Consider the following 1,397-nt stretch of genomic DNA (forward strand, 5'->3'; position numbering starts at 1 on the left):
TGAAGGCACCCTTGAAATCGTAAGGCGCGATGGTTTCCCGGCCCGCGGCATAGAAGATATTGTATTTCTCGATGGCGGCGTTAAATTTGGTATCGTCAAGGCGGGCCGGGACCACCTTCTCCGGTTGTGCCTCCATTGCCGGTATCGTTGTCGCGGGTGTAGCGGCAGCGGCGAGTTTCGGATAGTCGTCCGCAAAAAAATCGGGATCCGCCTCCAAGGCTCTCTTCAGATCGTCCGGGCTGACCCCAACCCGGGTTTGATTGTATTTGATCGCATTGGAAACACCTTGGCCACCCCGTGAGTGGCCCATGATGCCGACGCGGGTGAAATCGAGCTTGCCTTTCAGGAAATCGAGCGGTCCGGCCTTTCCGGATTCGTCGACCTGACCGAGCTTGTCAATCTGCTGCAAGCGATCGAGCGTGCCGAGGATCAGCTGCGCGCGCGCCTGGCCTTCTTCATCTCCGCTCAACTTACCGTTGATCGCATTCCCGTCGACCGAAAGAACGACATAGCCATGGCTCGCCAGTTCCTCGGCGAGATAGTCATAACCTTTGTAACTGGGGTCGGACGGCGAATGGTGGCCATGTTCGAAGACGATGACGGGAAAGCGCCCTTTTGGTGCAAGCGGCTTGGGGTCCTGCGGATAGCGGATCCAGCCGGCCACCGGAGTGATCATGACCTGATCATCACTCGCCGAGGTTAGATTATATGCCACCGATGCGACAAGATTACCAAGATCATAGTCCGTCTCCGGCGATGAGCGGAAAGTCGCCCCGCCTGCCGTATCGGGGGCGACTTCGGTGAAGCGCCCGATTTTTGTGGCGAGGGGAATGGCATCGCCGCCGGTGGTTACAGGGTCATGCGCCGGCTCGCCAACGGTCACCGTGCCGACGACCGGCTCTTCTTTCGGGACGTCCGCAGTAACTGCCGTCGTCACCGGCGGCACATCGAATGTCGAGCCGGATGATGACTTATCCTCATTGCAGCCTGATAAAGCGACAACAAGCAGTGCCGATATGCACGCTGTTTGTGCAAGTCTGCACGCCAAGCGCGTGCCTGGTTTCAACCATTGCGTCATTGTAAACAATTCCCTCAACTAGGGGTCGTATTTTGAAAATAATCGACCGTGAAATGACAAAAATATGAAATGGCAAATAATCTGTGCTGCGGGACATGCGTTCCCGCATCAATCATGTAAGCAATGATCGTGCCAGTTTGGTTGAGTGGGGGATTCTAAGGCGTAAAATTACCTCCCACTCCGTCATCCCAAGTCCTCGGGTTAAACCCGAGGATGACCCGAGGACCCATTGGAATTTCCAAATGGCAGCGTCGAGCTCTTGTTTCTGCATGAAGTGTGGGTCCTCGGGTCAAGCCCGAGGATGACGGAGAGGGAGGAG

The 1,397-nt window shown here is 56.2% G+C and carries 1 protein-coding gene; it reads right to left on the reverse strand.

Annotated elements, in window-relative coordinates; all coding sequences use genetic code 11:
- Positions 1-1,078: alpha/beta hydrolase family protein (locus ACXJ5O_RS27000; RefSeq protein ID WP_457302598.1), on the reverse strand; the 1,078-nt coding region annotated here is incomplete at its 3' end.
- Between the last annotated feature and the right edge of the window lie 319 nt (positions 1,079-1,397).

The sequence above is a fragment of the Phyllobacterium sp. P5_D12 genome (assembly GCF_054049495.1).